This window comes from Bradyrhizobium sp. U531 (assembly GCF_051710265.1).
GTDB lineage: Bacteria > Pseudomonadota > Alphaproteobacteria > Rhizobiales > Xanthobacteraceae > Bradyrhizobium.
This window is the reverse complement of sequence record NZ_JASVEN010000001.1, coordinates 921,557-944,112: the sequence shown is the minus strand read 5'-3', so window position 1 is coordinate 944,112 and position 22,556 is coordinate 921,557. Positions and strand designations below refer to the sequence as shown.

Sequence of the window (22,556 nt, the reverse complement as noted above, 5' to 3'; positions counted from 1 at the left end):
TGACCGAAATCACCCCGGCGTTGCTGGATTGCCACGAAAAACAAGCACGAAAGCGGAACTTTCTGCCTGTCGCAGGGCGCAAAATCGCGTTTTGCAACGCGCGCACGCGACCATAGCGTGAACGCTTCCCCGATGCGGTGACAGGCAATCCCCAGGGTCTGAAGCGGGATCACCGTCACACGCCAGTAGTGTTACGGGGTCTTCGCACCCGCGGCTTCCTCAGCGCGCTTGTCGATGACCCTGTCGACCAGGCCGAACTCCTTGGCGTCGTTCGCGGTCAGGAACTTGTCGCGCTCCAGCGCGTCCTCGATCGCCTTGTAGGTCTGGCCGGTGTGCTTCACGTAGATCTCGTTGAGCCGCTTCTTCAGGTTCAGGATTTCCTGCGCGTGCAGCATGATGTCGGTGGCCTGGCCCTGGAAGCCGCCGGAGGGCTGATGCACCATGATGCGCGCGTTCGGCAGCGAGAAGCGCATGTCCTTCTCGCCGGCGCACAGCAGCAGCGAGCCCATCGAGGCGGCCTGCCCCGTGCACAGCGTCGAGACCGGCGGGCGGATGAACTGCATGGTGTCGTAGATCGCAAGGCCCGACGTCACCACGCCGCCCGGCGAGTTGATGTACATCGAGATTTCCTTCTTCGGATTTTCCGCCTCGAGGAACAACAGCTGCGCGACGACCAGCGTCGACATGCCGTCCTCGACCGGGCCGGTCAGGAAGATGATGCGCTCCTTCAGCAGGCGCGAGAAGATGTCGTAGGCGCGCTCGCCACGGTTGGTCTGCTCGACCACCATGGGCACGAGGTTCATGTAGGTTTCAACCGGATCGCGCATGAGTCACCTAGGGTTTTTTAGGAGGCGGACATCGCCTGTCGGGGCTGCCAGTTGGGCTGGATTTGCCGGAAGGCGGTGAACGTCCCGTGATGCAGGACTTGTTGGTGTAGAGAACTCGGGTACAGGGCGTACCGACAGATATAGCCCAATTCGCTTCTGACAAGTGCGGAGCGCATTAAGGCTTAATCCATCGGGCAGTTGAAGCTGATTCGCGCAAAGAGGCCCAGCCGGCCATCTGGCTAGCTGGGCCTCTTCGTTGATCATCCTTAATAGATGACTGCCTCAAACCCTTCAGGCTGCGGTCTTTTCCGCCTCGTCGTCCTTGTAGAGATCCTCGCGCGAAACCTTCTTCTCGGTCACGTTGGCGAGCTCGAGGATGAAGTCGACGACCTTGTCCTCGTAGATCGGTGCACGAAGCTGGGCCAACGCCTGGGCGTTGCTGCGGTAATAATCCCAGACCTCCTTCTCGCGGCCGGGCATCGAGCGCGCACGCTCGATCACGGCGCGGCCGACCTCGTCGTCGGTCACGGTGATCTTGTTCTTCTCGCCGATCTCGGAGAGCACGAGGCCGAGCCGAACGCGGCGGTCGGCGATCTTGCGATACTCTTCCTGGGCCTTGTCCTCGGTGGTGTCCTCGTCGGCGAAGGTCTTGCCGGCAGAGGCCATCTCGGCCTTGACCGAGTTCCACATCAGATTGAACTCTTCATCGACCAGCGAGGGCGGCGCATCGAAGCGGTGCGCTTCGTCCAGGCGATCGAGCAACGCGCGCTTGACGCGCTGACGCGTCGCGGTGGCGAACTCGGCAACCAGACGCTCGCGCGCGGCTTCCTTCAGCTTGTCGAGCGATTCGAGGCCGAGCGTCTTGGCGAACTCGTCGTCGATCGCAACGTCCTGCGGCGCCTCGATCGAGGTCGCAGTGGTCTCGAACTCGGCTGGCTGGCCGGCGAGCTTGTCGTTCATGTAGTTCTGCGGGAACGACACCTTCAGCGTGCGGGTCTCGCCGGCGCCGATGCCGATCAGCTGCTCCTCGAAGCCGGGGATGAAGGTGTTGGAGCCGATCACGACCTGGATGCCTTCACCGGTGCCGCCTTCGAAGACTTCGCCGTTGATGCTGCCCTTGAAGTTGATGGTGACGCGGTCGCCGGATTCGGCCTTGGCGCCGTCGGGCTTCGCGGCGTAGCCGCGGTTGGTGTCCGCGATGCGCTTGATGGCTTCGTCGACATCGCCGTCGGTGACGTCGGCGACGGGCTTCTCGACCTGGAAGGTCTTGAAGTCGGCGAGCGCGATCGCCGGCACCACCTCGATCGCGACCGTGTAGGTCAGATCGGTCTTGCCGCTCAAGAGCTCCTCGACCTCGGCCTGCTCGCTCGGCATGGTGATCTTCGGCTCGGTCGCAAGGCGGAAGCCGCGCTCGGAGAACAGCTGGGTGTTGGTGTCGCGGATGGTCTGGTCGATGGTCTCGGCCATCACCGAGCGGCCATAGACCTTCTTCAGGTGAGCGACCGGCACCTTGCCGGGACGGAAGCCGTTGATGCGGACCTTGTCCTTGAGGTCAACGAGCTTGGCACCGGCCTTGGCGTCGAGATCAGCTGCGGGAACGCTGATCTTGAACTCGTGCTTCAAACCTTCCGCGAGGGTTTCTGTGACCTGCATGGCGTCCAATCTTCTTCTCGTTCGGTCCCGTCGCGCATGCGTCGGGACGCTGTCATTAATCGATCCGGCGCGAGGCGGTTGCCTCAACGCCGGTGCTCATCGGACCAACTCCAGGCGGACAAAACATCCGCGCGGACGCAGGTCTCGTAATCCGTGCAAACGCGAAGAGCGCTTGGTGCGGGCGGAGGGACTCGAACCCCCACAACTTTCGTCACTGGAACCTAAATCCAGCGCGTCTACCAGTTCCGCCACGCCCGCGTGAAGTTGCATCAAGACCGGCCGCGATGCCGCGGGCGGCCGGGCTTATAGCATGCGCCTGACTGTTCGCAGCAAAAAAATGGCCTGATGGAGGCAGGCTTCAAGTAGGCACGATGGCTGGACTTATCCAGCGCGGCGTGGTCCGGATCGTGGCATGAAACCGCGGATCCTTGACCCGAACAGGCGTGAGGTTTTGGCCGGGATCGGAGCCTCCCTTCGAGCCTCGGCGGCCGGCCTGATCGCGGGTGGCGCAGGCCCGCTGGTGACCGCCCAGCTCGCCCTCCAGGCCAGGGCGGCAACCCTCGCCCTCAGGCCGGGTCAGCCCGCGACACCCGTCTGGGAGCTGGCCGCTGTCAGCCACCTCGGCGACGTCCGCCTCAAGCGCTTCGATAGCTGCCAGGTGGTGTTCCGGAACAACCTGACTGTGCCGCTTGCACCAGTCTGGTACGGCCTGAATGCCCCGGCGGTGGCCGATCAGTTCCGGGGGCGCGGACCGGTGGCGCCGGATGCCACGGAAACGTCAAATATTTCAATGCCCAACGCGGGGACCCTGCTGGCCGACTTCCGGCTGTTCGAGGACGGTCAGAAGCAGCCCGCCCGTCCGCTTCCGATCGTCGTCGCCGAGTCCAGCCCGGTTGCCGTCGACCGGGACGTGGTCGTTCTGATCGAGGAATGGCGCCTGCGGCCGGACAGCACCGCCCTTCCCCCGGGCCGGGATCCCAAGGACACGGCCGCGCTCTACACGGTCAACGGCGGGACTTCATTCGAACTCTCAGCTCAGGCCGGAGAGCGGCTGCGGCTGCGCTTCATCAATGGCTCGCAACGCTCTGTTCTGGCGATCAAATTGGAGAACCACGAGGTCCAGATCATGGCCATGGACGGCCAGCCGGCCGAGCCGTTCCAGGCGCGCAATGGCGCCCTGGTGCTGGCCCCCGGCGCCCGCGCGGATGCCCTGGTGGATGCGGCCGCATCGGGACGATTCCTGCTCCATGACGGCAAGGAGGCGCGCCAGGTCGGCAGCCTCACGATCTCGGGCAGACTGGAGCGCCGGCCGCTGTCGCCGCCGCAGCCACTGCCCCAGAACGGCCTGCCCGAGACGCTCGACCTCAAGGGCGCCCTGCGGTTCGATGTCGCGCTTGGTGCACCCGACGCTGGCTGGGCGCGGCCCGCCAGCTTCTCCGTGAATTCCGCGCCGGCCTTCCGCGCCAAGCCAGGCCGCACGGTCGTGCTGGCCCTGAAGAACCCGGGCTCCATCGCGACCGTGTTCCACCTTCACGGCCATCCCTTCCGCCTGCTCGACAGGCTCGACGACGGCTGGAAGCCCTATTGGCTCGACACGCTCGCGGTCGAACCCGGCCAGACCCAGCGCATCGCCTTCGCGGCGACCGCGCCTGGACGCTGGCTGATCGAATCTGTCGCCACCGACTGGGCCGCGCCGCGGCTGGTGCGCTGGTATGGGGTGGAGTGAGGCGCGCGGCTAAGCGTGCGGCTTGGCGGTAAGTTCGATTCCAAGCGCCTTCATGACCGCGATCGTCGTCTTGAGCGTCGGATTGCCGTTGGTGCTGAACGAGCGATAGAGCTGCTCGCGAGACAGGCCAGTATCTTTGGCAATCTGCGTCATTCCTTTGGCGCGTGCGACGACGCCAAGCGCATGCGCGATATAGGCTGCATCTTCCGTCTTGAACGCCTCTTCCATGAAGACGGCAATGGCTTCGTCGGACCGGAGGTCCTCGGCCGGATCATAAGTCGTCAGCTTCTCGCCCATCTCATTCGCTCCACGTGGCGGCAAGGCTCTTCGCCGCCTTTATGTCTTTCGCTTGCGTGCTCTTGTCGCCACCGCACAGCAAAACGATGATCGTGTTGCCCCGCTTGTGAAAATAGATGCGATAGCCGGGGCCGTAGTGGATACGTAGCTCGCTCACTCCATCGCCGACTGGCTCAACGTCGCCCGCATGGCCTTGAGCTAACCGATCCAACCGCGATGCAATCAGGGCTCTGGCACGCTCATCCAGAAGACGCGATCACCACTTCCGAAACGTCTCTGTCTGTTTGAGCTCGGCCACCTGTAGTTTTTAGACTACAATCACCCCTCAATCAAGTGGCATCCGTGCCCAGAGATAGCGGACATCGGGCTCCTTCTCCTCGTTCCGCGCCCCGTCGGTCTGCTCGACCGGCGCGAAGCCGCGGGCTTCGTAGAAGCGGCGCGCGGGCGCGTTGCGCTGGAAGGTCCAGAGCTCCAACCGATCAGAAGCGTGCTTGGCGACATCTAGAAGCTGGGTGCCGGCGCCCCGGCCCTGCGCCGCGGGACGAACGTAGAGCTGTTCAACCCAGCCATCGCGGAAGGCGATGACCCCGCCCAGACCGTCGTCGGCGAACCATCCCCAGACCTGACACGCCGGAAAGATCCGCTCGCGGTAGAACCAGCGATCCTCGTCCGGCGTGTGCAGGCCGGCGAGCCAGGGCATCGCCGCGTCGAACGCGATCCGATGGACCCGCGCTGCCGCGTCCATGTCGGCGAGCACGAGCCGTCTGAGCATCAGTACTCCACCCCCAGCGCGTCATAGATCCGCCGGTGCACCGCCGGCAGCGTCTCGGTGAGATCTTCCGCGATCAGGCCGGGGCCCGCTTCGCGTGCCGCCTCGCCATGCATCCAGACGCCGATGCTGGCGGCCTCGAAGGCCGGCACGCCCTGTGCGAGCAGGCCTGCGATGATCCCGGCCAGGACATCGCCGGCACCGGCGGTGGCGAGCCAGGGCGGCGCGTTGGCGGCGATGGTGACGCGGCCGTCGGGGGCGGCGATGGTGGTGTCCGGCCCCTTCAGCAGCACGACGGCGCCGGAACGCTCGGCGGCGGCGCGCACGCGCTCGAGCTTGGAGCGGCCCGGATGCTTGTTGCCGAGGTCGGAGAACAGGCGCGGAAACTCGCCCTCGTGCGGTGTCAGCACCACCGCATTGTGCTCCGACGATTTGATGGATTCCAACAGGCGCTCGGGCTTCGCGGCAAAGCTGGTCAGCGCGTCCGCATCCAGCACCAGATGCCGCTGCGCGTTAAGCGCGGTGTGGACGAGGTCGCAGGTGCGCTCTCCGACGCCCGCGCCGGGGCCGATGATGCAGGTGTTGTAGCGCTTGTCGCCGAGCAGCTCGCCGAACTCGACCACGGTGTCGACGGGGCGAACCATCACCGCCGTCAGCGCGGCCGCGTTGATCGCGAGCGCATCGCGCGGACTCGCCAGCGTCACGAGGCCCGCCCCTGCCCGCAGCGCACCGCGCGCGGCGAGCCGCGCAGCGCCGGTCGCGGCCGCATCGCCCGAGACCGCCAGCACGTGCCCTCGCGCGTATTTGTGGCCGTCGATGCGCGGCACCGGGAAGGCAGCGCCCCAGGCATCAGGGTCGTTCTCGAAAATCTGCGGGCCGATCTCGTTCAGCACAGCTGCGTCGATGCCGATGTCGGCAACGCGCACCAGGCCGCAATGCATCCGCCCTGGCAGCAGCAGATGCGCCGGCTTCTTGCGGAAGAAGGTGACGGTCTCGGTGGCGTTCACCGCCGCGCCCATCACCGCCGCGCTGGTGCCGTTGATGCCGCTCGGCAGGTCGACGGCGAGCACGGGAGCGCCGTTGGCGTTGATCGCCTCGATCATCGCGCGCACCTCGCCGTCGACGGGGCGGCTGAGGCCGGCGCCGAACAGCGCATCGATGATCAGCGCGGGACGTCCGATCGCCTGGGGATTGAACGGCAGCAAGGGATGCTTCCAGCCGCGGGCGGCGGAGGCCGCGTCGCCCTGCAGCTGCTCGCGCTCGCACATCGGGATCACCGAGACCTCGCGCCCCTGGGCGGCGAGCTCGGCGGCTGCGACAAAACCGTCACCGCCATTGTTGCCGGGTCCGGCCACGATCAGGATCGGGCCCTCCTCGACCAGCGCCTGCGCGGCCTCGGCGACCGCCTGGCCCGCACTCAGCATCAGCTTGAAGCCGGGCGTGCCTGCCGCGATGGTGAGCTGGTCCGCCCGCTGCATTTCGGCGTTGGTCAGAACTTCCATGCCACTTCCCTAGTACAATCGCCTTTTCAACAGGCATCTTCCGCGCCAAACCGAGCCGGGGAACAACGATCTGCACACATATTGAACCGTTTGCCTATTTCGTAGTCTTGGGTATTTTGTGCAGGTTGGCGCCACCACGCCGGGATGCTCGTTAAAAGGCTGATAACGCTCCAATAATCAGGGCATTTGCAACTTGGCATAGACCCTGCTTTCGAGGAAGCCGCTTCGGTTCGTCGTGCTCACTGGCATTTATCAGGGTGTCGCCGGCCGTGGTTGCCGGACAGGTTCAGGACTCCCGGCATAGCGAAGACAAGATCGTGCGTTACAAAAGCGCATCCTGACGAAGACGTTGCTATTGATCGAAAAGGCCGGGAGGCGCGCAGTGAAGAAAATCGAAGCCATCATCAAGCCATTCAAGCTCGACGAGGTGAAGGAAGCGCTTCAGGAAGTCGGCCTTCAGGGCATCACCGTCACCGAAGCCAAGGGTTTTGGCCGGCAGAAGGGCCACGCCGAACTCTACCGCGGCGCAGAATACATCGTCGACTTCCTGCCCAAGGTGAAGATCGAGATCGTGATCGGCGACGACCTCGTCGAGCGCGCCATCGACGCCATCCGCCGCGCCGCGCAAACCGGGCGCATCGGCGACGGTAAGATCTTCGTCTCCAATATCGAAGAGGCGATCCGCATCCGAACCGGCGAATCCGGGCTGGACGCTATCTGAGCCGGGTGCTATCCCGAATTTTGCGACACTCCGACTAGAATGAAGGCTGCTTCGGCGGCCTGATTTCGTTTGTGCGATCGCGCAAAACTCGCCCGAGCGAGAATAATTTTGCTCATCTGGAAACCGACCCGCAGAGCCAAAAGGGGTATGCATGAAGACCGCCAAAGACGTCCTGAAATCGATCAAGGACAACGACGTCAAGTACGTCGACCTGCGCTTCACCGATCCGCGCGGCAAGTGGCAGCATGTGACGTTCGACATCAGCATGATCGATGAAGACATCTTCGCCGAAGGAACGATGTTCGACGGCTCCTCGATCGCCGGCTGGAAGGCGATCAACGAGTCCGACATGTGCCTGATGCCCGATCCGGTCACCGCGACGATCGACCCGTTCTTCGCCGAGACCACCATGGTCATCACCTGCGACGTGCTCGAGCCCACCACGGGCGAGCCCTACAACCGCGACCCCCGCGGCATCGCCAAGAAGGCGGAAGCCATGGTGAAGTCGATGGGCGTGGGCGACACTGTGTTCGTTGGCCCCGAAGCCGAGTTCTTCGTGTTCGACGACGTGCGCTTTTCGGCCGAGCCCTACAAAACCGGCTTCCGCCTCGACTCCTCGGAGCTGCCGACCAACTCCGACACCGAATATGAAGGCGGCAATCTCGGCCACCGCATCCGCACCAAGGGCGGCTACTTCCCCGTCCCGCCGCAGGACTCGGTGCAGGACATGCGCTCGGAAATGCTCGGCGCCATGGCCAAGATGGGCGTCAAGGTCGAGAAGCATCACCACGAGGTCGCTTCCGCCCAGCACGAGCTCGGCATGAAGTTCGACACGCTGACGCTGATGGCCGACCACATGCAGATCTACAAGTACTGCATCCACCAGGTCGCGCACATCTACGGCAAGACCGCCACCTTCATGCCGAAGCCGATCTTCGGCGACAATGGCTCGGGCATGCACGTGCACCAGTCGATCTGGAAGGACGGCAAGCCGGTGTTCGCCGGCAACAAATATGCCGACCTGTCGGAGACCTGCCTGCACTACATCGGCGGCATCATCAAGCACGCCAAGGCGATCAACGCCTTCACCAACCCCTCGACCAACTCCTACAAGCGTCTGGTCCCGGGCTACGAGGCCCCCGTGCTGCTCGCCTATTCCGCGCGCAACCGTTCGGCCTCCTGCCGCATCCCCTACACCGCTTCGCCGAAGGCCAAGCGCGTCGAGGTGCGCTTCCCCGATCCGATGGCGAACCCCTATCTCGGCTTCGCCGCGATGCTGATGGCCGGTCTCGACGGCATCAAGAACAAGATCGATCCGGGTCCGGCGATGGACAAGGACCTCTACGACCTGCCGAAGGAAGAGCTGAAGCAGATCCCGACCGTCTGCGGCTCGCTCCGCGAGGCGCTGGAAAACCTCGACAAGGACCGCGGCTTCCTCAAGAACGGCGGCGTGTTCGACGACGACTTCATCGACGCTTACATCGAGCTGAAGATGACCGAAGTCGCCCGCTTCGAGATGACCCCGCATCCGGTCGAGTTCGAGATGTACTATTCGGGCTAAACGGCCCGAACTGAATGCAACAGGCAAAAGGCGCTCCTCGCGGAGCGCCTTTTCGTTTGGAGCGATGGTCTCGCAGGATGGGTGAGCCCTTGCGAAACCCATCGTTCCACCCGCTGCGAGAGCGATGGGTTTCGCTTCGCTCACCCCATCCTATCCCCGCTACGCCGCGTTCGATTTCGCGATCCGCATCCCGTCCGCGCCGATCGCGCCGAACGTGCCGGCGATGATCTCGGGCGTCGGCTGCATGCCGCCGAGCGACCAGTGCGAGGGGTCCTGCTCCTCGATCCGAACCCAGACGTTGCGTCGGAAATCCGCATTGCCCTGCCCTTCGACCTCGACCAGCACATCGGTGACGCGCTCGAGCAGTTGCTTCTTCTGTGCGGTATCCAGGATGCCGCGGACGGTGGAAATCGTGACGTAAGGCATGTCTTCTCTCCAATCATGTCGTGTGTCGACGGCTGGAAATTGCACCGAACGCGCCGAAATCGGCAGTGGCGGATAAGACAGAGATCGGGCAATTTCCGCCACGCGGTCCGCGCATCGATCGGATAGGATCGCCGCGTCCGGTGCGGAGGTCCCATGAAGCTCGCTATTCTGGCCGTCGAAGGCTGCATGCATTCGGCGATCGCCGGCGTCGTCGATATCCTGGCGCTCGCCAATCACGTCATGCAGCAGAGCGGCGCAAAGCCCCGCTTCAGCTGCCAGACGCTTTCACTCGACGGCAGGTTCGTGCGCGCCGGCGGCGGCCAGATGGTTGCCGTCGATGGCGCGATCGGCCAGCGCGGGCGCTTCGATGCGATCCTCGTCCCCGGCAACCTCGTGGATCACGTCACCGCCGCGCGCCTGCAGCCGCAATATGCCCGCGCCGGCGCCTGGCTGCGGCAGCAGCACGCGGGCGGCCGGCTGATCGGCGCATTCTGCAGCGGCGTGTTCCTGCTGGCCGGCGCCGGCCTGCTCGACCATCGCCGCGCCACCATCACCTGGTGGCTGCAAGGCGAATTGCGGCAGCGCCATCCCAGCATCGACCTCGCCGCCGACGCCGTCGTCACGGTTGCGGACCGCATCGTCTGCGCGGCCGGCCCGATGTCGTGGGTCGATCTCCTGCTCAGATTGATCGAACTGGTCGAAGGCAAGGAGATCGCGAAACTATGCGCGGACTACGTCGTCATCGACACCGCGCAGCGCACCCAGTCGATCTTCATGCCGGTCGGCTATCTGCTGTCGCAGGATCCGCTGCTAACCAGGGCCGACCTGCTGGTTCGCCGCACCGGCAAGGCCCCGATGACGGTCAAGCGCCTCGCCGGCGCGCTCGGCCTCAGCGAGCGCACGCTGAACCGCAAGTTTCAGGAGCTCACGCACGAGCCGCCGCAGGCCTTCATCATGCGCCGCCGCGTCGAGCACGCCCGCACGCTGCTGGAGACGACGACGCAGCCGGTCAAGACGATCGCGCGCACGGCCGGCTATGAGGACGAGAGCAGCTTTCGCAAGGCGTTCCGCAAGCTCACCTTGATGTCACCGCAGGCCTATCGCGCACGGCGGATGGAGCGGACGGCGTAAGGTCCGCGTCGCGCCGCAGAGAAGCCAACTTTCGTTCTGCATCTAACTCCACTTCGTTCTCAAAGAACAAATCAGAGACGCGAAAATCGCATCGAACCAATTCCTACCGATTGGTTTACTCCAGACACATGGCGCAGTCCCGTAGGGCGGATTAGCCGCAGGCGTAATCCGCCGGCTGCTCACAACGCTCACGCACGTTCGCCAAAGTGACCGTCGGTGCGGCGAACTTCCGCCAGCCCTCAGGGAACAGGCAGGCTGCCCGATCAAGTCAAGATGGCGGATTACGCCTGCGGCTAATCCGCCCTACGCGTCGCACCAGTCCGTAGGGCGGATTAGCCGAAGGCGTAATCCGCCGGCTGCTCACAACGCTCACGCACGTTCGCCAAAGTGACCGTCGGTGCGGCGAACTTCCGCCAACCCTCAGGGAACAGGCAGGCTGCCCGATCAGGTCAAGATGGCGGATTACGCCTGCGGCTAATCCGCCCTACGCACTCACATCCTACTTGTCCGGAAAATTCACCCCGATCTCCGTCACAACAGGCGCGAACTTCACCAGCGCCGCGTTGTCGGAGGCCACTTTCACGCCGTCGCCGGACAATGATTTCGGCGCGCCGGTCTTGCCGCTGAAGCGGATCGTGACCCGACAGCCGCCTTGCAACGGCCGGCCCAGCGTGCCGCCCTTCCAGTCGGTGACGAAGCCGCCATAGTCCCACTCGAATCCGCTGACGAGGAACGGCTTGCCGTTGGCCTTCTGCACGTCGGCGAGACTGGATCCGATCGAGACGCCGGCGACATTCCAGAGGCTGGTCTTGCCGGCGTCGCGCAAGGTCAAGCCGGAGGCGCGCCCGGCCTTGTCATCGGTGAAAGCGATTTCGACGCGGCGGTCCCTCGCCTTCGGAAACAGCACGATGCCCTTGTAGGTCTCGCCTTCGGCGCCCGGCAGATTTTGCACCACGGCGTCCTTGCCGTAGCGCTGCTTCAGGCTCCGCTCGGTATCGTCAGGCGCAACCGGCGCAGCACAGGTGATCGACCCCTCCTGCGGCGGGGGGCTCTGGGCGAATGCGGAGGACGACAGCAGGAGAAGCGTTAGGACGGTGACACTGCGGATCATCGCGAGGCAATCCCATTTCAAGAACGGGCCGGAAAGTAGCGCGCGCGGATCATCCGGCCAACTCGAAAGCATCGACGAGATTGCGAAAGTCGATCCGCGATGCGGGCTGCGAGCGGGACGCGGGCCTTTCCGTCACTGCGAGCAACCCGCAGGATCAATCCCCGGTCAGAGCGATCCCGTCAATTCTTCGGCTGGCCGAAATCCAGAAATGGCGGCGGCAGCTCGACATCGGGAATTTCAATCTTGATCTTGTCCAGGTCCACATTTCTGGGGGCGTCCAGCAACGCGGTCACGGTGATCGGGAATGCGATGACGACCGCGACCATGATCGCCTGCAGGCCGATCCAGGGCATCGCGCCCCAATAGATGTCCGAGCTCTTGACCTCCTTCGGCGCCACGCCCCGCAGGTAGAACAGGGCGAAGCCGAAGGGAGGATGCAGGAAGGAGGTCTGCATGTTGACGCAGAGCATGACGCCGAACCAGATCAGCGCGGCGTCCGCGCCGACGACGGGCGCGAGCAGCTTCTGCGCGATCGGCGCGATCATCGGGATGATGATGAAGGCGATCTCGAAGAAGTCGAGGAAGAACGCGATGAAGAAGATGAAGAGGTTCATGAAGATCAGGAAGCCCCAGACGCCCCCCGGCAGCGATGTCAGCATGTGCTCCAGCCAGACACCACCGTTGCAGCCGAGGAAGACGATCGAGAAGCAGGTCGATCCGATCAGGATGAACGTCACCATGCAGGTGATGCGCATGGTGGTCTGGTAGCCCTGCTTGACCAGGTCGCGCAGGTCCGGAATCCTGACCGCCTCGAGGCAGACCCAGGCGACCGCGAGATAGGCGATCGCGAAGGCGATCTTGAACGCCAGGTTGGGCGTGAAGTAGATGCCGATGATGGTGCCGACACCCGCTGCCGCGACGCCGACCAGCAGAACCTTGTGCCCGGCCGAGCTGAAATCCTTGTGATGGATCACGGCGAGGACGATGGCACCGACCGCGCCCATCGCGCCTGCTTCGGTCGGGGTGGCAAGGCCGAGCATCATGGTGCCGAGCACCACGAAGATCAGCACCGCGGACGGAATGATGCCCAGAAGGCACTTGCGCCAGAGCGCCCAGCCCGTGAGCGTCCTTGCGTCCTTCGGCACCGCCGGAACGTGGCCCGGCTTGATCACGCTCAGGACGAACGTGTAGCCGGCGAACAGCGCGATCTGCAGGATCGAAGGTCCCCAGGCGCCCAGATACATATCGCCGACCGACTTCCCGAGCTGGTCCGCGAGCACGATCAGGACCAGCGAGGGCGGCACCAGCTGGGTGATGGTGCCGGACGCCGCGAGCACGCCGGTGATGTAACGCATGTTGTAGCCGTAGCGGATCATCACCGGCATCGAGATCAGCGCCATCGCGATCACCTGTGCCGCCACGGTGCCCGTGATGGCCCCGAGGATGAAGCCGACGATGATCACGGAATAGCCGAGACCGCCGCGAATGGGGCCGAACAACTGCCCCATGGAGTCCAGCATGTCCTCGGCGAGGCCGCATCTCTCGAGGATCGAGCCCATGAACGTGAAGAACGGAATGGCCAGCAGCAGTTCGTTCGCCAGAACGCTGCCGTAGATGCGCTCCGGGATCGCCTGCAGGAAGCTGAACCCGAAAAACCCTTCGTGGATCGCGAGAAATCCGAACGACAGGCCGAGCGCGGCAAGCGTGAAGGCGACCGGGTACCCGATCAGCATGGCAAGGACCAGGCCGCCGAACATCAGCGGCGGCATCATCTCAATCGTGATCATTGGGTTGGCCGCTCGTATTTCGCGTCGATGGTGACTTCACCGCGCAAGGCCGCCATGCGCTTGATCGCCTCCGACACGCCTTGCAAAGCCACCATGAAAAATCCCGCCGGCAGGACGAACTTGATCGGCCACCGCATCAGGCCGCCGGCGTTGTTGGACATCTCCCCGATGATGAATGAGTTGTAGAACATCGACCACGACAGGTAGCTGAGGAGCAGGCAGGCCGGGACGAGGAAGACCAATGTCCCGATCAGGTCGAGCCACAGCTGGCCGCGTTCGGACAGCATGAGGTAGAGGATTTCGACCCGCACGTGCTCGTTGCGCTTGAAGGTGTAGGACGAGCCGAACATCACGACGACGGCGAACATGTACCACTGCGTCTCGAGCCAGCTGTTGGAGCTGTAGCTGAACGCGTAGCGGATCATCGCATTCACGGCGCTGACCAGGCAGGCCGCGAGAACCAGAATGTTGCAGACGTTTCCGACCTTTTCGTTCAGCCAGTCGATAGCCGTACTCACCGCCAACAATGGGCGCATCGATGCCGTTTCCCCCGCTCGCTGAGTGCTGACCCCAGACGGGCAGGAGCAGGCGCCATATCGGCAGCCTTCCGTTCCTGCGCGGGAGCTAGTCCACCCTCCAGATGCTTCCGCCCGGTCTTGTTGCCGGCTTTTGGCGAGACATGTTCAGGTCTCGCCCGCCGCGTGAAGCACGGGAACCATTACTGTCGGCCAATTCCGGGTCAACAGGAAAATGCGCGATCTTCCGCAGCAACATCCACAGCATGGTCGCAGGTCGCGATGTCTAGCCCTCGACGTCGTACTGCTTGCAGAGGTGATCGCCGATCTGCACAAGCATGGCGACGCATTCGGGGTAGCCCGGCCGATCCGAGGTTGCCCGATCCGCGCTGGCCCGAAACTCCCAGGAACGGCCGTCGCGAAGGACGGAAATGATCATTCCATCGGGACAGTCGGCGTGAACCTTCAGCTCGGCTTTCGCCATGGCGATGAGCTCGCTTTCCGTCTTCACAGGTCTGCTCATGGGGCTAATCCTTCGTCGTGAGACGCAGCTATAGATGGTATCTGCCGAACCGATCGCACCAGTCTGTCGGATCAGGCGGCCGCTGGCATTGGGATAACGCAACTCAGACACCGTCGCCCACGGCGGCTTTGCCGACATGGAGATCGATCTCGGCGCGATGCGCGGTTGACCGCTGACAGCTACTGCAGGCGGGAGCCAAGCGACTGGAATTCGCTGATCGCGCTCCACACGCCCAATCCGATGCCCCGGGCGAGCTGCTCCAGTTCCACCATGCTGTGGGCGAGGAAGATCATCACCGAGCCGTCATTCGGATCGGCCTGCCACCACCCCCCATAGGCGCCCGGCCAGCCGAGCGAGCCCGGTCCTCCGCCGCATCTGACGGGATCGGCCTTGTCCGGCTCCATCACCACCGCGACGCCCATTCCAAAGCCGTGCCCTTGCGCAAAGATCGGCATGCCCAACAGACGGGCCTGAGAACGCTGGAGATCAGTCAAGTGGTTTGTCGCCATCATCGCCAGCGTTTGCGGCTGCAACAGCCGGACGCCATCGACCGCCCCTCCCCCGACGAAGACGCGCGCGAAGGCGAGATAGTCGTCGAGCGTCGACCATAGACCCTGGCCGCCGGACACGAACGTCATGCTTTCGGGGCGCTCGGCCAATGCGTGTCCGCCCGGAGCCGATTGCAGCGTCGTGAGACGACCCTCGGCGTCGAAACCGTGCAGCCCGGCACGCCGCCGCTCATTCGTCCTCGGCACAATAAAGCCGGTATCCTTCATTCCGAGCGGATCGAGGATACGGCGTTTCAACACGTCCGCCAGCGGCGCATCCGCGATACGCGCGATAATCAGCCCGAGCAGGTCGGTGGATTTGCCGTAGTGGAATTGACGCCCGGGCTGATCGATCAACGGCAACTCAGCCAGGCGTGCGATCCAGTCGTCCGGCGACAACTCGCTGTCGATATCGCCACCGAGCGTGCCGTAAGCGGCCGCAATCGGCCCCCGATGAAAATCGCCATATGTCAGCCCCGAGCGGTGGGTCAGCAGATCCGCGACCGTGATCGGCCGCTCGGCCTGCTCCGTCTCGCTCAGAAGCCCCTGTGGCGAGCGCAGCACCCGCATCCTGGAGAACTCCGGGACCCAGCGGATGATCGGATCATCGAGCGCGAGCGAGCCTTCTTCGAACAACATCAGCGTCAACAGGGACGTGACGGGCTTGGACATGGAGGCGATGCGGAAGATGGTGTCCCTCTCGACGAGCCGCCGCGCCTCGATATCGCGCCAGCCAACGCAAATGGTGCGGGCCGTGCCGCCTCGCCAGACGAGCATGGCCGCGCCGGCAAGCTCGCCGGCGTCGACATGGCGTTGCATGGCGGTCTCGATCGCTGCCCCGTCCATCGGGCACCCCTGGTTTTGTGAAGTGGCGCTCATCGAGCCCGATGCAGCAATAGATGGATTCGGCACACCTGACGCGGACTCAAATGACAAAAGCAGCCGCGCTCGGCGACAACCTTTTGCCGGCTGCGAAGCGTCGGGCAAAACACCCCAAACCCGTCAACCCCTCGTCGCAAAAACATTCCACTTTCCCGAATTTCGGATTTATGGCATACACTGGCGCATCCCGGCCCCTGCCAAAGGGGCGCTTCGCGATCGTCACGAGATGCGGGCCGGGCTTGCGGTGGACGCGGTAGCGCCGGCGCGGATCAGCTCAGGACAGGGCGGGCAACCGTGAGTCCCCGGGCGACGCGATACGACCCGGCGCGGTCACAGCGGTCTCATCGATGCCCGGGGGCGAGCACACGCAAGCCCTCGGGTAATCGGCGGGACCGTCCGCGGACGGAGAAGTCGTGTGGTCCCGACGCCCGCGGTTCTGGCGTCAAGTCTTGGCGGTGATGCGGCGGCCAACCGGTGCGCGCATCGATCATCCCGCGAAGGCGACGGGGGCAATAGTGCATCGCTCCCCGAGGAGAGCACGAAGGACACCGTTAAAACCAGCCGCGCAGGGAAGGCCGGGAGCCGGCATCACCTGTGGTCCACCCCGTGTGCACCTCTTACTGCGCACGGACTTGCGGGTGCCGCCGGCACCCGGCCTTCCCTGCGCCCTTTGGTCCCCAGAGAGCGCGAAACGATCCGCAAAGCTCGGGCGAACGCGCCGCGGGAATGAGGACGCATGTCTGCTGCCACACACTCGCTGTCATCGCCCGCCTTGTGCGCTATTGCGCACGGGGGCGGGCGATCCAGTATTCCAGAGACGGCAATGATCAAACCGAGAAGCCGCGGCGTACTGGATTCCCCGCCTTCGCGGGAATGACACCGTCATTTGGAGGAGCCAGCTATCGCTTCATCCGCCGTCATTGCGAGCGCAGCGAAGCAATCCAGACTGCCTCCGCGGAAAGACTCTGGATTGCTTCGCTACGCTCGCAATGACGGTGGAGAGAGCGCCTCAGCCTACTCTCGTGACCCGAACCGCAGCGCCGCGCCCTACGCCGCCGCCCTCTGCCGCGCGACCAGCGCCTCGCCGAAGGCCTCGAACAGCTTGCGGTTGATCGGGTTGTGCTGGGGATCGTATTCGGCGTGCCATTGCACGCCGAGCGCAAAGGTCGGGGCTTCCGCGATCCGGATCGCCTCGATGGTGCCGTCCTCGGCGACGCCCTCGATCAGCACGCGCTTGCCGGGCTCGAGAATGCCCTGGCCGTGCAGCGAATTGACCCTGATCCTGTCGCAGCCGAGCAGTCCTGCGAAGGCTCCGCCGGGCGTCAGGTCGACGTCGTGACGGTCGGCGAACACGACGGTCGGATCGGGATGGATCTCGCCGTTCTCGAGCCGGGGCATGCGATGGTTCATGCGGCCGGGAATTTCGCGGATCTCGGGATGCAGCGAGCCGCCGAAGGCGACGTTCATCTCCTGCAGGCCGCGGCAGATGCCGAACAAGGGGACGCCGCGGGCAACGCAGGCCACCGACAGAGCCAGCGCGACCTCGTCGCGGTGGATGTCGTAGGGCTCGTGGCGCTCGCAGGGATCGACGTTGAACCGTGTCGGATGGACGTTGGCCCTGGCGCCGGTGAGCACGACGCCGTCCACGGTGTCGAGCAGTGCAGCGATATCGGTGATGTCAGGCGAGCCCGCGAACATCACCGGCAAGCCGCCGGAAACCTCCGCCACGGCGCGCAAATTGCGCTCGCCCACCATCTGGACCTGAAATCGATTTTCGACGCGGTGGGAATTCCCGATCACGCCGACGACCGGCTTTCTCATCTGCCGTTCCGTGCCTCTGCGAAACAAGATTCCCCAAACATGCCCGTCCGATGGAACAAATTCAACAGAAGGGATCGCGGGACGGCAATGCTATTTTCGCGCAAATGCCTCCCTGGCCTCGCCCCCGGAGGGCAGGCCGGCGGCCTGCAGGGCGGTTGCGGCGGGGTCGCCGGGCCCGGACAGCCAGGGCAGCTTCGCCGCGATGCCGCGCGTCACGGGCTCCCCGAGCGCCCCGCCGAAATCGATCGGCCAAAGCCCGTTGGGCACGACCTCGGCCGTGATGGCCCGGATCGCATAGCCCGCGCCCAGGACCGCCTCGGCGTGGTCGGCGGCGACGAGCCGCGCGGTGGCGGGATCCCCGGGATCGCCAAAGCTCACGAGCACCGGAACGAGGTCGCCCTGCACCGGGACGGCGCCGGTCTGGCGGTTGATATCGTTGAACGAGACGCGGCTTCCGCGCGCGGCGCCATAGGCGCGGAGCGCGACATAGTTGATGTCGTCGAAGTCCAGCTTGGCGTCCTGCCGGTGCGCCAGCAACGCCACCAGATTCCCGCCCTTGGCCCCGTTCTGGCCAAGGTCGACATACACCGCCTCCCCGCGCATGATGGTGCGGCCGCTGCGGTTGTAGTTGCGGTCGGGTACGACGGCCACAATGCCGGACGCGGCCCTGATGCCGTCGGGCGTCGTGACCTCGACCGTGAGACGAAATTTGTGGCCGGGCCGGTTGATCCGGATCTGGTCGCCGATCACGATCAGGGCAAGAAGCCCGAGCAGACCCGCCCATTTGCTGATGAAGCTCAAGCCGCCCCCGTTGTTCTGTTCTCATCGCTCTGCACCGTCGGCGCGCCGGCGTCAAACCAGCGCGTTGACGCGGTCTTGATCGGAGGCACGTTTATCGAGAGAGTGCGGCGCGCATCGCGCCGAAAGGACCCGAAGTGACCCTGCCCAAAGATGAACGCTCCCGGACCCGCGGCGACCTCGCCGCAGATCAGGCTTCGAATCAGGCTTCCAATCGGTCTTGGGATCAGGCCTGGGCGATCTCGGTCGGGGGAATCGGCGTGGTGCTGTTCACCGCCCTGCTCGCCTTCACCTGGTATTTCGCCGCCACCGTGCTTCTGATCTTCACCGGCATGCTGCTTGGTCTCGGCCTCAATGCCCTGACGATCGCGCTCGGCCGCCGCGTGCCCCTGCCGCATGCGGTGCGGCTTGCGATCGTCTGCATCGCGCTCGCCTTGATGCTCGCCGGCATCGCCTATCTCGGCGGCGCCACCATTGCCGAGCAGGCCTCGCTGCTGAGCAAGACCCTCAAGTCGCAGCTTGCCAATGTCAGGTCCTTCCTGGACAGCCACGGCATCGACACCAGCTTCTTCGATCTCGGCAACGGCGCGGCCGAAGCCACTGGCAACGCGACGTCGGAGGCGACGACGTCGCCCGCAGCGCCTTCGCGCGGCGCCTTGCCCAGCGCGGGCGCCCTGGCCTCGAGCGGCGGCGCGATCGTGAGCCAGACCTTCAAGCTGTTGCTCGGCACCATCCACGGTGTCGGCAACATCTTCATCGTGCTGTTCCTGGGCTTCGCCTTCGCCGCTCAGCCCGCCGTCTATCACGACGGCCTGCTCTACCTGGCGCCGGCCAGGCACCGCACCCGCGTCACCCTCGTCATCGACCGCATCAGCGAGACGCTGGAGCGCTGGCTGATCGCGCAGATCATCGTGATGCTCGCGGTCGGCGTGGTGACCTGGATCGGGCTTCTCCTGATCGGCATCCCCGGCTCGTTCATCCTGGGAATCCAGGCCGGCCTGCTCGCCTTCATCCCGACGGTCGGGGCCATCATCGCGGGCGTGATCGTGGTGCTGGCGAGCCTCGCCTCAGGCTGGATCCCGGCGCTATCGGCGTTCCTGCTCTTCATGGGCGTGCACGCGATGGAGAGCTATGTGCTGACGCCGATCCTGCAGCGGCAGGCGCTCGACATCCCGCCGGCCACGCTGTTCGCGTTCCAGATCGTGCTCGGCGTCGTGTTCGGAATCTGGGGCCTGGCGCTGGCGCTGCCGCTGGTCGCCATCGGCAAGGTCATGATTGACCATTTCAAGACGTATGAGGCGCCGCCTCAGGCAGCATGATCCGGAGGCGGCGTGATCCTCAGGTCGTCAGCACGGTCTCGGTGTGCTCGACCTCCGGAGGCGCGGCAAAATACTGGCCGACCAGGCCGCGCCATTCGGTGAAATTCTCCGAGCCGCGGAAATCGACGGTGTGGTTTTCCAGCGTCGCCCACTGCACCATCAACCGGTAGCGCTGCGGCTTCTCGATCGACTTGTGCAGCTCGAAGCCATGAAAGCCCTTGGCGCGGCCGAAGGCGGCCTTGGCCTTGGCGACCGCGGCCTCGAAATCCTTCTCGCTGCCCGGCTTGACGTCGATTTGCGCGATCTCGGTAATCATCGGTTTCCACCCTTTTTGTTCGATCGGTTTGTCTACCGCAGCCGCAGGCAAAGAAAAAGGCGCCGAAACGGCGCCCTGGCAGCTCGAAAATGCGGGATCTCTCAGACCAGCAGCAGGACCGTGCCCGCCACGATGAGGGAGCAGCCGATGAACAGCGCCAGCGGCCAGTAGCTGCGGCTTTGCGTGTAGCGCCCCTGCGCGCGGCGCTCGTTGATCAGCGCGCTCTCGTATTCATCCGCGGTCGAGAACAGGCAGGCGAAACCGCTGCGGGCCGAGGCCGCAGCGGCTTCGAGCGACATCAGGGTGACTTGCGGGTTCTGTCGACGGATCGATTCCATGACCGCAATGGTAGGGACCGAATGGTAAACAGAGCCTTACCGCAAGCACCTCGCGTCTCAGGCGGTGGCCGGCCGCGCCTGCGGCACACCGACCCGCGCGGCGCTCTGTCGGCGCCAGTTCTCCAGCGACAGCGGCAGCTCCTCCGCCGCCTCGACGCGGTTACGGCCGCCGCGCTTGGCCTGGTAGAGCGCGGTGTCAGCCGAGGCCAGCAGCACCTCGAGCTCGGTGCCGGCCGGGCCGCCGGCGACGCCGATGCTGACGGTGGTGTCGACCGGGCCCTCGTCGACCACGACGCCGGAGGTCTCGAACGCCTCGCGCACGCGCTCGGCGACCAGCACGCCCTCCTCGAGCGAACACGGCAGCAGCGCTGCGAATTCCTCGCCGCCGATGCGGCCCGACAGGTCGGTGATGCGCAAGTTGTTGACGACGACGGTCGAGAACAGCCTCAGCATCTCGTCGCCGGCGGGATGGCCGAAGCGGTCGTTGATCGACTTGAAGTGGTCGATGTCGAAGATCATCACGGTGACGGGACGTCCCCCCTTGGCCTCGCGCTCGATCACGCGGGCGCAGGCTTCCGAGAAGCCGCGGCGGTTCAGCATGCCGGTGAGCGGATCGGTGGACGCCGCGGTCCGGTGTGCGGTGACGGTGCGCTCGGACACCAGCATGAAGATCACGAACACGGTACCAACGGCGTAGAGAATGAGCTCGACCGCGAACACCGTGACCCAGATGCTCTGGGAGAAGCCGGCATCGTGCGGGCGCAGGAAGCTGCCGAGCACGATCGGCAGCATCAGGACGCAGCCGTGCATGACCGGCACGACGAAGGCCGGCCAGCTCCGCTGCAGGCTCTTGCGCCGTTCGGTCCAGAGCTCGCTCGCGGTCAGCGCCGCGTAGACCGAGACGATTCCGGCGCCGATGATCATGCGCAGCATGGACGCGGTGGGATCGAGCAGCGAGACGGCGGCGACCCAGGCGAGCGCGCCGAGCACGAGGCCGGGCCAGTTCGGCTTGCGACCGTGGAAAACGCGCGCCGCATTCCACACCATGCCGCAGGCGACGAAGCCGACGGCATTCAGCGCGAGATAGAGCTGCGGTCCGAGCTTGTCGCCGGCCGCGGTCCATAGCGCGACGGAGGCGGCACCGAGCAGATAGGCGGTGCCCCACCATTTCAGTGCAGGGCTGTCCTCCTGCCTGCCGAAAAACACCATCATGGCGCCGAGCAGTGCGGCGACCATGGTGGCGACCAAATAGAGCGTGATGCTATCGAGCGACATCATGTCGGCCCCCTCTAGAACATAGCAGTTACGCGATCGGTACATCCGATTTGCGCGCCCTTCCGAAGGCGACGCTAGGTCCGGCGGGTTCCATTCAGGTTTTCGCGCGCCCCCAAGTTTTCCGGAAACACGCCATCAATTTGCGTACAAACGAACAGCAAAAAGGGCGCTGAAATCAGCGCCCTTTTGCATCTCATTGAAGCCGCTTTCGCGGCGAATGTGACCGAAGCGATTAACGCTTCGAGAACTGGAAGGACCGGCGGGCCTTGGCCTTGCCGTACTTCTTGCGCTCGACCACGCGCGAGTCGCGGGTCAGGAAGCCGCCCTTCTTCAGCACGGAGCGCAGCTCCGGCTCGAAATAGGTGAGCGCCTTGGAGATGCCGTGACGGACCGCGCCGGCCTGGCCGGAGAGACCGCCGCCGGCAACCGTGCAGATCACGTCGTACTGGCCGGAACGCGCAGCCACCGAGAACGGCTGCTCGATCATCATGCGCAGCACGGGACGGGCGAAATAGACCTCGACCTCGCGCGAATTGACGGTGACCTTGCCGGCGCCCGGCTTGATCCACACGCGGGCGACCGCGTCCTTGCGCTTGCCGGTGGCATAGGCGCGATTGAACTTGTCGACCTTCTTCTCGTGCTTGGGCGCGTCGGGCGCCGCCGTCTTGAGCTGCGAGAGCTGGTCGAGCGACTGGATGGATTCGGCCATG

Annotated in this window: 23 protein-coding genes and 1 tRNA gene; 5 read left to right on the top strand and 19 right to left on the bottom strand. The window is 64.8% G+C overall.

What is annotated here, in order from left to right:
- Positions 1–191: 191 nt before the first annotated feature.
- The 3 genes from QRQ56_RS04760 to QRQ56_RS04750 form a co-directional block, all read right to left on the bottom strand.
- Positions 192–827: an ATP-dependent Clp protease proteolytic subunit gene (locus QRQ56_RS04760; protein ID WP_438737934.1), complete on the bottom strand. Its 636-nt coding sequence runs from the start codon at positions 825–827 to the stop codon at positions 192–194.
- 291 nt (positions 828–1,118) lie between these two features.
- Positions 1,119–2,480, bottom strand: coding sequence for a trigger factor (gene tig / locus QRQ56_RS04755; RefSeq protein WP_438737932.1), 1,362 nt, complete (start codon positions 2,478–2,480; stop codon positions 1,119–1,121).
- Between the two features lie 173 nt (positions 2,481–2,653).
- Positions 2,654–2,738 (bottom strand) — tRNA-Leu (locus tag QRQ56_RS04750).
- 154 nt (positions 2,739–2,892) lie between these two features.
- On the opposite strand from QRQ56_RS04750, the gene QRQ56_RS04745 reads away from it, so the two are divergent.
- Positions 2,893–4,206, top strand: coding sequence for a multicopper oxidase family protein (locus QRQ56_RS04745; protein ID WP_438737931.1), 1,314 nt, complete (start codon positions 2,893–2,895; stop codon positions 4,204–4,206).
- Positions 4,207–4,215: 9 nt separating this feature from the next.
- Here QRQ56_RS04745 and QRQ56_RS04740 read toward each other — a convergent pair whose 3' ends face one another.
- The 4 genes from QRQ56_RS04740 to QRQ56_RS04725 all read right to left on the bottom strand — a co-directional run bounded on the left by QRQ56_RS04740 (position 4,216) and on the right by QRQ56_RS04725 (position 6,774).
- A complete protein-coding gene (locus QRQ56_RS04740) occupies positions 4,216–4,503 on the bottom strand; it encodes an addiction module antidote protein (RefSeq protein ID WP_438737929.1) in 288 nt (95 codons plus the stop codon).
- A 1-nt stretch (position 4,504) separates the two neighbouring features.
- The gene (locus tag QRQ56_RS04735) at positions 4,505–4,750 is read right to left on the bottom strand and encodes a type II toxin-antitoxin system RelE/ParE family toxin (protein WP_438740071.1); all 246 of its coding nucleotides are present in this window, start codon (positions 4,748–4,750) and stop codon (positions 4,505–4,507) included.
- 78 nt (positions 4,751–4,828) lie between these two features.
- Entirely contained in the window at positions 4,829–5,275 is a 447-nt protein-coding gene (locus tag QRQ56_RS04730; protein ID WP_438737927.1) for a GNAT family N-acetyltransferase, read from the bottom strand.
- Positions 5,275–6,774 (bottom strand): NAD(P)H-hydrate dehydratase, encoded by a 1,500-nt coding sequence (locus QRQ56_RS04725; protein WP_438737925.1) that lies wholly within the window; start codon positions 6,772–6,774, stop codon positions 5,275–5,277. The genes QRQ56_RS04730 and QRQ56_RS04725 overlap by 1 nt, the downstream gene beginning before the upstream one ends.
- Before the next feature lie 382 nt (positions 6,775–7,156).
- On the opposite strand from QRQ56_RS04725, the gene QRQ56_RS04720 reads away from it, so the two are divergent.
- Both QRQ56_RS04720 and glnA read left to right on the top strand, forming a co-directional pair.
- On the top strand, positions 7,157–7,495 hold the full coding sequence (locus QRQ56_RS04720) for a P-II family nitrogen regulator (protein WP_007603495.1): 339 nt from the start codon (positions 7,157–7,159) through the stop codon (positions 7,493–7,495).
- A 151-nt stretch (positions 7,496–7,646) separates the two neighbouring features.
- Positions 7,647–9,056, top strand: coding sequence for a type I glutamate--ammonia ligase (gene glnA, locus QRQ56_RS04715; RefSeq protein WP_438737923.1), 1,410 nt, complete (start codon positions 7,647–7,649; stop codon positions 9,054–9,056).
- 159 nt (positions 9,057–9,215) lie between these two features.
- Here glnA and QRQ56_RS04710 read toward each other — a convergent pair whose 3' ends face one another.
- Complete coding sequence (locus tag QRQ56_RS04710; RefSeq protein ID WP_438737922.1) at positions 9,216–9,482, bottom strand: tautomerase family protein; 267 nt, start codon at positions 9,480–9,482, stop codon at positions 9,216–9,218.
- A gap of 153 nt (positions 9,483–9,635) precedes the next feature.
- Here QRQ56_RS04710 and QRQ56_RS04705 point away from each other — a divergent pair, with 153 nt between their 5' ends.
- Positions 9,636–10,613, top strand: coding sequence for a GlxA family transcriptional regulator (locus tag QRQ56_RS04705; RefSeq protein WP_438737920.1), 978 nt, complete (start codon positions 9,636–9,638; stop codon positions 10,611–10,613).
- Between the two features lie 499 nt (positions 10,614–11,112).
- On the opposite strand, the gene QRQ56_RS04700 is transcribed toward QRQ56_RS04705, so the two are convergent.
- The 7 genes from QRQ56_RS04700 to QRQ56_RS04670 form a co-directional block, all read right to left on the bottom strand.
- Positions 11,113–11,724, bottom strand: a complete 612-nt coding sequence (locus tag QRQ56_RS04700) for a hypothetical protein (protein WP_438737918.1) — start codon at positions 11,722–11,724, stop codon at positions 11,113–11,115.
- Positions 11,725–11,903: 179 nt separating this feature from the next.
- Positions 11,904–13,511 carry a TRAP transporter large permease gene (locus QRQ56_RS04695; protein ID WP_438737917.1) on the bottom strand — a complete coding sequence of 536 codons (1,608 nt, stop codon included), beginning with the start codon at positions 13,509–13,511 and terminating at the stop codon, positions 11,904–11,906.
- On the bottom strand, positions 13,508–14,047 hold the full coding sequence (locus tag QRQ56_RS04690; RefSeq protein ID WP_438737915.1) for a TRAP transporter small permease subunit: 540 nt from the start codon (positions 14,045–14,047) through the stop codon (positions 13,508–13,510). The genes QRQ56_RS04695 and QRQ56_RS04690 overlap by 4 nt, the downstream gene beginning before the upstream one ends.
- Before the next feature lie 265 nt (positions 14,048–14,312).
- The gene (locus QRQ56_RS04685) at positions 14,313–14,549 is read right to left on the bottom strand and encodes a hypothetical protein (RefSeq protein ID WP_438737914.1); all 237 of its coding nucleotides are present in this window, start codon (positions 14,547–14,549) and stop codon (positions 14,313–14,315) included.
- A 179-nt stretch (positions 14,550–14,728) separates the two neighbouring features.
- The gene (locus QRQ56_RS04680; protein WP_438737912.1) at positions 14,729–15,943 is read right to left on the bottom strand and encodes a serine hydrolase domain-containing protein; all 1,215 of its coding nucleotides are present in this window, start codon (positions 15,941–15,943) and stop codon (positions 14,729–14,731) included.
- A 1,083-nt stretch (positions 15,944–17,026) separates the two neighbouring features.
- Complete coding sequence (locus QRQ56_RS04675) at positions 17,027–17,800, bottom strand: gamma-glutamyl-gamma-aminobutyrate hydrolase family protein (RefSeq protein ID WP_438737911.1); 774 nt, start codon at positions 17,798–17,800, stop codon at positions 17,027–17,029.
- A gap of 90 nt (positions 17,801–17,890) precedes the next feature.
- Positions 17,891–18,601, bottom strand: coding sequence for a hypothetical protein (locus QRQ56_RS04670; RefSeq protein WP_438737910.1), 711 nt, complete (start codon positions 18,599–18,601; stop codon positions 17,891–17,893).
- Positions 18,602–18,735: 134 nt separating this feature from the next.
- Here QRQ56_RS04670 and QRQ56_RS04665 point away from each other — a divergent pair, with 134 nt between their 5' ends.
- Positions 18,736–19,917, top strand: a complete 1,182-nt coding sequence (locus QRQ56_RS04665) for an AI-2E family transporter (protein WP_438737908.1) — start codon at positions 18,736–18,738, stop codon at positions 19,915–19,917.
- 19 nt (positions 19,918–19,936) lie between these two features.
- On the opposite strand, the gene QRQ56_RS04660 is transcribed toward QRQ56_RS04665, so the two are convergent.
- From QRQ56_RS04660 to rpsI, 4 genes are all read right to left on the bottom strand, one after another.
- A complete protein-coding gene (locus QRQ56_RS04660) occupies positions 19,937–20,233 on the bottom strand; it encodes an antibiotic biosynthesis monooxygenase family protein (RefSeq protein WP_438737907.1) in 297 nt (98 codons plus the stop codon).
- Positions 20,234–20,334: 101 nt separating this feature from the next.
- On the bottom strand, positions 20,335–20,571 hold the full coding sequence (locus QRQ56_RS04655; RefSeq protein ID WP_438737905.1) for a hypothetical protein: 237 nt from the start codon (positions 20,569–20,571) through the stop codon (positions 20,335–20,337).
- 57 nt (positions 20,572–20,628) lie between these two features.
- The gene (locus QRQ56_RS04650; RefSeq protein WP_438737904.1) at positions 20,629–21,849 is read right to left on the bottom strand and encodes a diguanylate cyclase; all 1,221 of its coding nucleotides are present in this window, start codon (positions 21,847–21,849) and stop codon (positions 20,629–20,631) included.
- 229 nt (positions 21,850–22,078) lie between these two features.
- On the bottom strand, positions 22,079–22,555 hold the full coding sequence (gene rpsI, locus QRQ56_RS04645) for a 30S ribosomal protein S9 (protein WP_438737902.1): 477 nt from the start codon (positions 22,553–22,555) through the stop codon (positions 22,079–22,081).
- Position 22,556 lies beyond the last annotated feature (1 nt).

What these genes read in the sequence shown, in the direction of transcription:
- QRQ56_RS04760 (WP_438737934.1), bottom strand. Translation starts at nt 827, where the DNA reads ATGCGCGATCCGGTTGAAACCTACATGAACCTCGTGCCCATGGTGGTC.
- tig (WP_438737932.1), bottom strand. Translation starts at nt 2,480, where the DNA reads ATGCAGGTCACAGAAACCCTCGCGGAAGGTTTGAAGCACGAGTTCAAG.
- QRQ56_RS04745 (WP_438737931.1), top strand. Translation starts at nt 2,893, where the DNA reads ATGAAACCGCGGATCCTTGACCCGAACAGGCGTGAGGTTTTGGCCGGG.
- QRQ56_RS04740 (WP_438737929.1), bottom strand. Translation starts at nt 4,503, where the DNA reads ATGGGCGAGAAGCTGACGACTTATGATCCGGCCGAGGACCTCCGGTCC.
- QRQ56_RS04730 (WP_438737927.1), bottom strand. Translation starts at nt 5,275, where the DNA reads ATGCTCAGACGGCTCGTGCTCGCCGACATGGACGCGGCAGCGCGGGTC.
- QRQ56_RS04725 (WP_438737925.1), bottom strand. Translation starts at nt 6,774, where the DNA reads ATGGAAGTTCTGACCAACGCCGAAATGCAGCGGGCGGACCAGCTCACC.
- glnA (WP_438737923.1), top strand. Translation starts at nt 7,647, where the DNA reads ATGAAGACCGCCAAAGACGTCCTGAAATCGATCAAGGACAACGACGTC.
- QRQ56_RS04710 (WP_438737922.1), bottom strand. Translation starts at nt 9,482, where the DNA reads ATGCCTTACGTCACGATTTCCACCGTCCGCGGCATCCTGGATACCGCA.
- QRQ56_RS04705 (WP_438737920.1), top strand. Translation starts at nt 9,636, where the DNA reads ATGAAGCTCGCTATTCTGGCCGTCGAAGGCTGCATGCATTCGGCGATC.
- QRQ56_RS04700 (WP_438737918.1), bottom strand. Translation starts at nt 11,724, where the DNA reads ATGATCCGCAGTGTCACCGTCCTAACGCTTCTCCTGCTGTCGTCCTCC.
- QRQ56_RS04695 (WP_438737917.1), bottom strand. Translation starts at nt 13,511, where the DNA reads ATGATCACGATTGAGATGATGCCGCCGCTGATGTTCGGCGGCCTGGTC.
- QRQ56_RS04690 (WP_438737915.1), bottom strand. Translation starts at nt 14,047, where the DNA reads ATGCGCCCATTGTTGGCGGTGAGTACGGCTATCGACTGGCTGAACGAA.
- QRQ56_RS04685 (WP_438737914.1), bottom strand. Translation starts at nt 14,549, where the DNA reads ATGAGCAGACCTGTGAAGACGGAAAGCGAGCTCATCGCCATGGCGAAA.
- QRQ56_RS04680 (WP_438737912.1), bottom strand. Translation starts at nt 15,943, where the DNA reads ATGGACGGGGCAGCGATCGAGACCGCCATGCAACGCCATGTCGACGCC.
- QRQ56_RS04675 (WP_438737911.1), bottom strand. Translation starts at nt 17,800, where the DNA reads ATGAGAAAGCCGGTCGTCGGCGTGATCGGGAATTCCCACCGCGTCGAA.
- QRQ56_RS04660 (WP_438737907.1), bottom strand. Translation starts at nt 20,233, where the DNA reads ATGATTACCGAGATCGCGCAAATCGACGTCAAGCCGGGCAGCGAGAAG.
- QRQ56_RS04655 (WP_438737905.1), bottom strand. Translation starts at nt 20,571, where the DNA reads ATGGAATCGATCCGTCGACAGAACCCGCAAGTCACCCTGATGTCGCTC.
- QRQ56_RS04650 (WP_438737904.1), bottom strand. Translation starts at nt 21,849, where the DNA reads ATGATGTCGCTCGATAGCATCACGCTCTATTTGGTCGCCACCATGGTC.
- rpsI (WP_438737902.1), bottom strand. Translation starts at nt 22,555, where the DNA reads ATGGCCGAATCCATCCAGTCGCTCGACCAGCTCTCGCAGCTCAAGACG.